Below are 9,961 nucleotides of genomic sequence, written 5' to 3' on the forward strand. Positions count from 1 at the left end.
CCCCCCACAGCTTTGCCATGTCCATTTCCGGACACGGGTTCCCGGGCGCCGTTCCGCTGACGTCGCACGGCAGGCACCATGTGACGGCACCGTCCGCCTACGCCCTGCCGCCACCGCCACGTACGCCGTCCCGCGACGCCGCCGCGCGGACGCCGTCACACGCCGACGCCCGCGGGAAGCCCCTGTCCGCGTTCCGTGGGGGGGGACTCTGCCCGATGGGCGCCACGCTGCGCGCTGCGCGTGCCTTCTTTCTCCTGGCGGGTTTCTACCTGCTCGGCCTCGCCATGATCGCCGCCCTCGCCGGGATCGACTGGGCCGCCGCGGTCTGGGCCCCGTCGAGCCTCGCGCTCAAGGTGTACGTCGTCAGTGCCGTCCTGGCGGTGCCCATCGTGCGCGGCATGTTCATGCTGCGCACCCCCAAGGGCGACCCCGCTCCCGGGGTGCTCGTCACCGAGCAGCAGGAGCCCCGCCTCTGGGGGGCCGTCCGGGAGCTGGCCGACGAGGTCGGCACGCGGGCTCCCGACGAGATCCGGCTGACCGCCGACATGAACGCCGCGGTCAGCGAGGACGCCCGCCTCCTCGGCCTGCTCGGCGGCACCCGCCGCCTCTACCTGGGTCTTCCCCTGATGGCGGGCCTCACCGAGGCGCAGCTCCGCTCCGTCCTGGCCCACGAGACGGGGCACTACGCGAACTCCGACACCCGCCTGTCCGCGATGACCGTCCGCGGCCGCGTACAGGTCGCCCGTACCATCGCGCACTTCGAGGAGCGGGCCGACAAGAAGGTCGACAGGGAGCGCACCCAGCAGGAGAAGAAGAACGCGAAGCGCGCCGCCAAGGGCAAGGCGGCCAAGGAGGTCGACACCGCCGGGGCGGGCATCACCTACCGGACGATGGCCAAGGTCTACCGGGCGTACGGCCGCTTCTACCTGCGGGCCACCCTGGCCTCCTCCCGCCGTCAGGAGCTGGCCGCCGACCTGGCGGCGGCCCGGATCGCGGGCCGCGACGCCACTGCCTCCGCGCTGCGTGAGCTCCCGGCCCTCTCCTCCGCGTACGACTTCTACATGGACTCGTACGCCACCCTCGGGGTCGGCGCCGGTCTGCTGCCGCTGCCGGGCGAGGTGTTCGGCGGCGTCCGCCACCTGCTGGCGGCCCGCGCCGGCGAGCTGGAGGAACTGCGCCGCGACCTGCCGACCGAGCCGGCGTCCCCGTACGACTCGCACCCACCGGTCGCCGAGCGCGTGGCCCGCCTGGAGGCGCTGCCCGACGACGGCCGCGGCCTGGAGGGGACCGGCCCGGCGCTCGGTCTTCTCGCGGACGCGCGGGCCGCGCTGGAGGCCGTCGAGAAGGTCGCGCTCACGCCGGAGGCACGGCGGCTGGAGCGCGTGGACTGGCCGGAGCTCGTGCGCCGTTCGATGGCCGTGTACGTGTCGCAGGGTGCGGAGCCCCTCCGGAAGGCCACCGCCGAGGTGACGGGCGCGAAGCCGTCGCTGGACGCGCTGCTCAACGCCGTGGACCTCGGCGTCGGCTGGGAGATCGCGGACCGGCTGCCCAAGTCGGAGGAGGCTCGGGCGGCCACGGGACGCGCGGCCCGCGAGTTCGCGCGCCCGGTGCTGTACCGCGGCCTGCGGGGGCTGGTCGTCAGCGAGCTGATCGCCCGGGGCGACGCCCGTTTCGAGCTGTCCTGGTCGGGCCCGGCGCAGCTGCGCCTCGCCGCCGGGTACGACGACGAGCTGGACGCGGCGCTGGAGGCCGCGGTCGACGACCGCCCGGACACGACCCGGCTCCGCAGGCTCCTCTCCCCCGCCGGCGCCTGAACGACGGGGTGGCCGCACGCACGGGCCACCCCACGTCCCGCCGCGTGCCCGCACGCACCGCCGCGTGCACCCGGCCGGGCACCACCGCGTGCCGCACGCGCCACCACGTGCAGAGAGGGCACCCGCCACCCGGACCCGAGAGCGTGCACCACCCCGTGCGGCGGGGCACGGACCGCCCGCGGGTGCGGCACAGCCCCGTGCGGTGCACGGCGCGACTCCCGCGTCCCGCCCCACCCCCACCTCCACCCCCACCTCCACCCCCCGAGGTACCTGTGAAAATCCTGCTCTGGGTCGTCGTGACCCCCGTCGTCCTGCTGGTCCTCGCGGTCGGCGTGTACTTCCTGTGGGCCATCGTCAGCGGCCTCATCGAGGGCTGGCGCGAAGGCTCCGCCCACGACCCGGAGGCCGAGGAGGCCGACCGGGAGGCACGGGAGGCAGCCGAGCGGTCCGCCGCGATGGGCCTGCTGCCGCCGGAGCGGCAGCACACGGAGCTGGCCTTCCCCGACGCCCCCGCCCTGACGGTGGCGATGGCCGCCGCCCGCGCGGGCGACTGGAAGCCCGCCGCGGACCTGTTCGACGAGACGGCGTCGTCCCGCGCCTGGGAGCGCCGGGCCTGCCATGCGGAGCGGCTGGGGAAGGTCGCCGCCGACGACGACACCTGGCTGGTGGCCTGGGAGGAGGCGCGCCCCGACGACCCGGGGGCGGCGCTGGTCCGGGCCCGCAGTTCGGTGCGGCTGGCGTGGAACGTCCGGGGCGGGAAGCGTGCCGAGTACACGTCGAGCGAGCAGTTCGAGGGCTTCCACCGCACCCTGGCCCGCACCCGGCACGAGCACGCCCGCGCGGCCGAGCTGGCGGTGCCCGGGGACCCGTGCCCGTACGTAGGCGCGATCTGGACGGCCATCGGCCTCGGCCTGCCGCACGAGGAGATGCACCGCATCTGGCAGGAGATCACCAGCCGCGACCCGTACCACTACGAGGCGCACTTCGCGGCCCTCCAGTACTGGTGCGGCAAGTGGCGCGGTTCGGAGGAACTGGCGAGGGCGTTCGCGGTCAAGGAGGCGGCGCAGGCGCCCCTCGGCACGCTGATGCGGGTCTTCCCGCTGATCGCCCACTTCGAGCACGACTCCTCGGACACGACCGACGTGGACCGCACCCCGGAGATGTACGCCGCGGTGGACGCGGCCCTCGCCGACGCGGCCGCCGCCGACCCGGACCACCCGCGTCTGCCGGAGGTCCGGCACCTGCTGGGCTACTACCTGAACCTCCAGGGCCGCTGGGAGGCGTCGGCCGAGCAGTTCCGCCTGGTCGACGGCTACGCGGGCGCGCTGCCGTGGCGCTATCGCGGGGACCCGGCGGGCGAGTACTGCCGGGTGCGCGACGAGAGCGTGGCCAAGGCGGCGGAGGCCGCGCAGGCGGCTTCCGGCGGGGAAGGGGCCTGACGGTGGACTTCATCCAGGGCGCGGTCATCGCGGGCTGCGTCGGGGTCGGCGTGCTGGTGTACCGCCGTGTCGCGGGAGGCACGGGGGACGGCGGCGCCCGGGCCGCCCGGGAGGCGGAGGCGCTGGGCCTGCTCCCGGCGTCCCGCCAGAACACGCTGCTGCCCGGCCCCGACCCGGCCCTCCAGGGTGCCCTGGCGGCCGCGGCGCGGGGTAACGGGGAGCCGGCGGCGCGGCTCATGGCCGCCACCCGGGAGCGGCGCGACTGGCAGCGCCGCTCCCGGGTGGCGTCGTACCTGGCCAAGGCGGCCGTCGAGGGCGACGGCGGCTGGCTCGACGCCTGGGAGGCGGCGGCGGGCCCCGACGATCCGGACGTGGCGGTGGTGCGCGTCGAGTTCACCATCCAGCTGGCCGGGGCGCTGCGCGGCTCGGACTGGGCGAAGAACACGACGGACGAGCAGTTCGCCGGCTTCTTCCGGGTCCTGCCGCAGGCCGTGGAGCGGATCCAGCGGGCGGCGGAGCTGAACCCCGGCGACCCGACGCCGTACATCAGCGAGATGGCCGTCGCCCGCGGCCTGAACTACCCCCACGGCGACGTGCGCCGCATCTGGAAGACGATCACCCGCCTCGACCCGTACAACTATCCGGCGCACATCGTTGCACTGCCCTACTGGTACGCCCGCTGGCACGGCTCCGACGAGCTGGCCGCGTCGTTCGCCCGGGAGGCCGCCGAGCAGGCGCCGGCGGGGACGCTGCTGCGGATGCTGCCGCTGATCGTCTGGTGGGACCACCGGGACGACGGCGCGAAGGAGGCGGACTTCCGCACGCCGGAGCTGGTCGCGATGGTCGACGCGGCCCTGGTGGACGCGGCGGCCGCGCCGCCGGACCACCCGGACCTGCCGAGGGCCCGCCACCTGCTGGCGTACTTCCTGGCCCGCCAGGGCAGGTGGGAGGCGGCGCTGGAGCTGTTCCGCCTGGTGGACGGCCACGTGGGGGCGGCCCCGTGGAGCCAGTACGACTTCCCCGCGGTGGCCTACTGCCAGTGGCGCGACCGGGCGGTACGGCACGCCGGCAGGCGCTGAGGAATCCTGCGGGCGGTCCGCACGTTCCGTACAGACAAGGACCGCTCGAAGGAGAAGCCTCCATGTTCCTGTACCGCCGTACCCCTGAGCTGCCGACTCCGGAACAGGCGCTGAAAGGCCGCGCGGAGCCCGAGTTCGACGTCCCCGAGCAGCACACGGTCCTCGGCAACCCCCTGCAGGGCCCGTATCCGGAGGGCCTGGAGGTGGCCGACTTCGGGCTGGGCTGCTTCTGGGGCGCGGAGCGCAGGTTCTGGCAGACGCCGGGCGTCTGGACGACGCTGGTCGGCTACCAGGGCGGCCACACCGAGAACCCGGTGTACGAGGAGGTCTGCTCGGGCCTGACCGGCCACACGGAGGCCGTCCGCGTGGTCTACGACCCGCGGAAGGTGTCGCACGAGACGCTGCTGAAGGTCTTCTGGGAGTCCCACGACCCGACGCAGGGCTTCCGGCAGGGCAACGACGTGGGCACGCAGTACCGCTCGGCGGTGTACACCCACACCGCGGCCCAGGCGCAGGCGGCGGAGGCGAGCCGCGAGGCGTACCAGAAGGTCCTGACGGGCTCCGGCTACGGCACGATCACCACGGAGATCCTCCCGGCGGAGGGCCGCCCCTTCTACCCGGCGGAGCCGTACCACCAGCAGTACCTCGACAAGAACCCGGCCGGCTACTGCGGCATCGGCGGGACGGGGGTGTCCTGCCCGGTGGGCGTGGCGACGGCGGAGGGCTGAGCTGCGGCAGCCCCTTCTCATAGAAGTTCGCCGGCGGCCTGGCCGGACACAAGTACGCCTTGGACGCCATCCTCACGGCAACGGCCCTGCGCGCCGCCCGGCCGGTGACCGTCCTCACCTCGGATCCGGAAGACATCACCTTGCTGTGCGGAGGCAGGGCCACCGTCGTCAAGGTCTGAGCGGCCGCGCTGGTGGCAGGCCGGCGGCCGGAAGGTGACACCGCCCGAGCACGGTCGTCCTTCCGACGCCCGGACGAGCGGGCAGTCGTACAGGACCCGGAGGCCGTTCGGCGCTGTTTCAGGAGATCTGGCCGAAGATCTGTGCGAGGCGAAGGCCGAAGGCGGTGAGGAAGCGCCGAGCCCGCGGTCAGGCCGGACCCGCCGCGATACCCCGCGCTTCTTGAAGAGCAGCGTCCGCCTCCGTGATCACGATCTACGGCTGGAGTGTTGAGCAGCCGCGGAGGAACGTACGGCTGGCTCCGCGTCGGCGGACGGTCGGGCGGAGACCGCCAGGGCGCTCGGGGCGGTGACCACCGCACCGGGCGCCGCCGGGGGCGGGCCGGGCGCCTGCCGGGCCCGGTCGGCGCCGTGCCCGGCCGGTACGGGACGCGCGAGGGCGGCGGTGCCCCGGGTGCACCGCCGCCCTCGTCCGTACCCGTGCAGGTGGCGCTTACAGCGCCGAGCCGGCCTTCCAGGCGGACCAGTTCATGTTCCAGCCGTTGAGGCCGTTGCTCGGCTGGATGGTCTTGTCCTTGGAGTTCTTGACGATGACCACGTCGCCGATGAGGGAGTTGTCGTAGAACCACGCCCCGGGCTGGTTCGGGTCGTTCGCGCCCTTCACGTCGTTGAGGCCCACGCAGCCGTGGCTCGTGTTGACGTTGCCGAAGACGGAGTCGGAGCCCCAGTAGTTGCCGTGGATGAAGGTGCCGGACGTGGACAGCCGCATGGCGTGCGGGACGTCCTTGATGTCGTACTCGCCCTTGCCGTCGTCGTCGGTGAAGCCGACCGTGGCGCCGTTCATCCGGGTCTCCTTGAACTTCTCGGAGATCACCATCTGGCCGTTGTAGGTGGGGGTCTCCGGGGAGCCCGCGGAGATCGGGATGGTCTTGATCGTCTTGCCGTCGCGGACGACGGTCATGGTCTTCTTCGCGACGTCGACGGTCGACACCTGGCTGCGGCCGACGGTGAAGGTGACGGTCTTCTCCTGGACGCCGTAGACGCCCGGGGCGCCCTCCACGCCGTCCAGCTTCAGCTTCAGGGTGACCGTGGAGCCGGCCTGCCAGTACTGGTCGGGGCGGAAGTCGAGGCGCTGGGAGTTGAACCAGTGACCGACGATCTCCTGGCCGCTCGTGGAGGACACCTCGACGGCGGCCTGCACGGCCTTCTTGTCGGTGATCGGCTTGTTGAAGTTGATCGACACCGGCATGCCGACGCCGACCTTGGAGCCGTCCTCCGGTGTGAAGTAGCCGATGAAGCTGTTGGCCTCGGAGACGGTGGAGAAGGAAGCGTTCTCGTGGGCTTCGCGGCCCTCGGCGTCCGCCGCGGTAGCCGTGATCTTGTACGTGGTGGAGCGCTTGAGCTGACCGGCCGGCTCCCAGCTGGCGCCGTCCGCGCTGATCTTGCCCTCGACGGCGGTGCCGTCGGCCGAGGTCATGGTGACCTCGGTGAGCTTGCCGTCGGCGACGGTCACCTTGGTGCCGTTGTTGATGCTGACGTTGTCGGCGCCGTTCTTGGGGGCGATGTCTATTCGGGCCTGCGACGTCTTCTGCGCGGCGGCCTCGTCGACCTGCTTCTGGGAGGTGCCCGGACTCTGGCTGCTGCTGGTGTCGCCGCCCGCGCCGTCCGCCGTGGCGTCGCCGTCGTTGCAGGCGGTGAGCACGAGCACACCGCTGAGCAGTGCGGACGCAGCCACCAGGCCCCTGCGCCGCTTGCTGTCCGTCATCACACGCTTCTCCATGGTTGCGGCTTCCCTGCCAACTCTTCCCAGAACACCCATGACACCCGCTCCGGTTCCGCACGGGACCGCGATGTGGGCAACACCACTGATCGACGCTCCGGCGCGGGGCCCGGTTCCCCGGTACAGACGTGACCCCGGACACGCGCCCGGCGGGCGCACGGTCCGGGGTCGTCCCAGCGTACGGGCAAGGGCCGCGGCGCCGGCACCCCGCACCGTTCCGACGGCCGGCGGGGCTACCGCCCGCGCGGCTCCCCCTGCGCTTCCTCCTCTTCCTCGTCCTCCTCCTCGGCGGTCTCGTCGTCCAGGTCCCACGCCTCCACGTCCGGGTCGTAGTCCGCCTGCTCGCTGCTCCAGGACGCCTGGACGAGTTCCACGCCCGGCATCTCGCCGAGCATCTGGAAGGGCTCGACCAGGTACGCGAGAGCTTCCGCTTCGTCGCCGCGGACGGCCGTCCTGGCGTGGGCGCGCTCCTCCTCGGGCATGAACTCGTCGTCCTCGATCCGTTGCAGAGCGGCGTCGGTGAGCTCGCTCAGCTCGGTGACCTCCAGCACCAGGTCGACGCGAAGTCGCACATACCGTGATGTCTCCACAGGGCTCATATGACGGAGCGTAAGCCGCCGAATCCGCGACTTTCCCGCGACCCGCTGCGTTCACTAGCATCGGAACCCCACCAATTCTCGGTTCCGCAAGGGGATCTGAACCTGTGTCCGCTGCACGCCGACCTCTGCTGACCGCCACCGCCGCCGGGACGCTGCTCGGCGCCCTGTGGTTCGTTCCCTCGGCGAACGCCACCGGCGACCGGCTGCCCTCCACGACGGGCCCCGCGAGGGCCTCCGCGGCCCCCCAGGAGCCCACGGGGACGGAGAAGCGGGAGCTGCGACTGGCCGAGACCGGCAGCCCCGACACCACTCCGTACGTCATCGGCGGCACCGGGCTCCTGGCCGCGGGCGCCGGCCTGGTGGCCTCCGCGATGCGCCGCGGGGCGCACACCGCGCGCTGACAGCGGCGGTGTGCGCCCCGCGGGGAGCCTGCGACCGGCGTTACGCCAGGGCGCCGGTGACCTGCTCGACGGCGGCGACCAGCTTCCCTTCCCGTACGAAGGCGTCGGCGGCCTCCAGGTCGGGCGCGAGGAACCGGTCCGGGCCGGGCCCCTGGACCCCTGCGGCCCGCAGCGCGTCGATGGCGGCGCGGGAGGCGGGGGCGGGGGTCAGCGTGTCGCGCAGCTCGACGGCCCGGGTCGCCGCGTACAGCTCGATGGCGAGGACGCGGTTGAGGTTGCCGACGGCGGTGCGCAGCTTCCGGGCTGCCGACCAGCCCATGGAGACGTGGTCCTCCTGCATCGCGGAGGACGGGATGGAGTCGGCGGACGCCGGTACCGCCAGCCGCTTCAGCTCGCTGACCAGGGCGGCCTGGGTGTACTGGGCGATCATGAGGCCCGAGTCCACGCCGGCGTCGTCGGCGAGGAAGGGCGGCAGACCGTGGCTGCGGTTCTTGTCGAGGAGCCGGTCGGTGCGGCGCTCGGCGATGGAGGCGAGGTCGGCGGCGGCGATGGCGAGGAAGTCCAGGACGTACGCCACGGGCGCGCCGTGGAAGTTGCCGTTGGACTCGACGCGGCCGTCGGGGAGGACGACGGGGTTGTCGACGGCGGCGGCCAGCTCGCGCTCGGCGACCCGCCGGGCGTGGGCGAGGGTGTCGCGTCCGGCGCCGGCGACCTGTGGGGCGCAGCGCACCGAGTAGGCGTCCTGGACGCGCGGGGCCTCGTCGGCCTGGAAGTGGCCGACCAGCCCGGAGCCCTTCAGGACGGCCAGCATGTTGGCCGCGGCCGCGGCCTGGCCGGGGTGGGGGCGGATGGCGTGCAGTTCGGGGCGGAGGACCTTGTCCGTGCCGAGCAGCGCTTCGAGGCTGAGGGCGGCGGTGATGTCGGCCGTCTTGTACAGCTGCTCCAGGTCGGCGAGGGCCATGACCAGCATGCCCAGCATGCCGTCGGTTCCGTTGAGGAGGGCCAGCCCCTCCTTCTCGCGCAGTTCGACGGGGGTGATGCCGTGGGCGGCGAGCAGCTCGGCGGCGGGGCGCACGGTGCCGTCGGGGCCTTCGGCGTCGCCCTCCCCCATGAGCGCGAGGGCGCAGTGGGAGAGCGGTGCGAGGTCGCCGGAGCAGCCGAGGGAGCCGTACTCGTGGACGACGGGGGTGATGCCGGCGTTCAGGACGGCGGCCATGGTCTGCGCGACTTCGGGGCGGACCCCGGTGTGGCCGGACGCGACGGTCTTGAGGCGCAGGAACATCAGGGCGCGGACGACCTCGCGCTCGACGCGCGGGCCGAGGCCGGCCGCGTGCGAGCGGACGATGTTGCGCTGGAGGCGGCCCCGCAGTTCCTGGCCGATGTGCCGTGTGGCGAGCGCCCCGAACCCGGTCGACACGCCGTACACCGGCTCGGGCTTGGCGGCGAGGGCGTCCACGATCTCCCGGGCGTGCGCGAGCGCGTCGAGGGCTTCCCGGGAGAGCTCGACGCGGGCGTTGCCACGGGCGACGGCGATGACGTCGGCGGCGGTGGTACCGGACGTCCCCACCACGACAGTGTGCATATCCATATTCAGCAGCCTACGGATTGAATCCCTTCATGTCACTACCCTGCCGGAGGCCCGCCCCTTACCACCGGGCCCACAGGCGGGCGCACCCCTCGGGCCGGCCTCTCCTGTCCCGGCCGCCTCCCACCCCGACTCCCGCTCGCTCCGGCCGCCTGCCTCCCGCCGGGCCGCGACCACAGCCCCGTACGCTCCGTCACCCCTCCCGGTCCGGCTCCCCCTCCGGTGCCTCCCCTAACGCCGCGCCCCTCTCCGGCGCCGAACGCGGGGCCTCCACCGGCAGGCTTCCCGACTGCGTCCCCGTGCCGGGCTGTCCGTCCGCGCCCGGCGCGGTCCGCGCCGGGGGCGCTTCCAGCGGCCCGG

8 protein-coding genes and 1 pseudogene are annotated in these 9,961 nt (G+C 73.5%); 6 read left to right on the top strand and 3 right to left on the bottom strand.

Going from position 1 to position 9,961, the window contains the following annotated elements:
- Positions 1-215: 215 nt before the first annotated feature.
- The 5 genes and pseudogenes from BJP40_RS11940 to BJP40_RS11960 all read left to right on the top strand — a co-directional run.
- Positions 216-1,814, top strand: coding sequence for a M48 family metalloprotease (locus BJP40_RS11940; RefSeq protein ID WP_071270370.1), 1,599 nt, complete (start codon positions 216-218; stop codon positions 1,812-1,814).
- 272 nt (positions 1,815-2,086) lie between these two features.
- Entirely contained in the window at positions 2,087-3,253 is a 1,167-nt protein-coding gene (locus BJP40_RS11945; RefSeq protein ID WP_071280353.1) for a hypothetical protein, read from the top strand.
- Positions 3,254-3,255: 2 nt separating this feature from the next.
- Positions 3,256-4,332, top strand: a complete 1,077-nt coding sequence (locus BJP40_RS11950) for a hypothetical protein (protein WP_071280354.1) — start codon at positions 3,256-3,258, stop codon at positions 4,330-4,332.
- Positions 4,333-4,394: 62 nt separating this feature from the next.
- On the top strand, positions 4,395-5,060 hold the full coding sequence (gene msrA / locus BJP40_RS11955; RefSeq protein WP_071280355.1) for a peptide-methionine (S)-S-oxide reductase MsrA: 666 nt from the start codon (positions 4,395-4,397) through the stop codon (positions 5,058-5,060).
- 35 nt (positions 5,061-5,095) lie between these two features.
- A pseudogene (locus BJP40_RS11960) lies at positions 5,096-5,239 on the top strand (DNA-binding protein); the annotation flags it as partial.
- 490 nt (positions 5,240-5,729) lie between these two features.
- Here BJP40_RS11960 and BJP40_RS11965 read toward each other — a convergent pair.
- A complete protein-coding gene (locus BJP40_RS11965) occupies positions 5,730-7,016 on the bottom strand; it encodes an Ig-like domain-containing protein (protein ID WP_071267796.1) in 1,287 nt (428 codons plus the stop codon).
- Between the two features lie 233 nt (positions 7,017-7,249).
- Positions 7,250-7,615 (bottom strand): hypothetical protein, encoded by a 366-nt coding sequence (locus BJP40_RS11970; RefSeq protein ID WP_079169144.1) that lies wholly within the window; start codon positions 7,613-7,615, stop codon positions 7,250-7,252.
- A 104-nt stretch (positions 7,616-7,719) separates the two neighbouring features.
- Between BJP40_RS11970 and BJP40_RS11975 the strand changes: the two genes are divergently transcribed.
- Positions 7,720-8,016, top strand: a complete 297-nt coding sequence (locus BJP40_RS11975; RefSeq protein WP_071280356.1) for a hypothetical protein — start codon at positions 7,720-7,722, stop codon at positions 8,014-8,016.
- 40 nt (positions 8,017-8,056) lie between these two features.
- On the opposite strand, the gene hutH is transcribed toward BJP40_RS11975, so the two are convergent.
- On the bottom strand, positions 8,057-9,598 hold the full coding sequence (hutH, locus tag BJP40_RS11980; protein ID WP_071280357.1) for a histidine ammonia-lyase: 1,542 nt from the start codon (positions 9,596-9,598) through the stop codon (positions 8,057-8,059).
- Positions 9,599-9,961 lie beyond the last annotated feature (363 nt).

It is taken from the genome of Streptomyces sp. CC53 (assembly GCF_001865245.1).
In the GTDB taxonomy this organism is placed as follows: Bacteria; Actinomycetota; Actinomycetes; order Streptomycetales; family Streptomycetaceae; genus Streptomyces.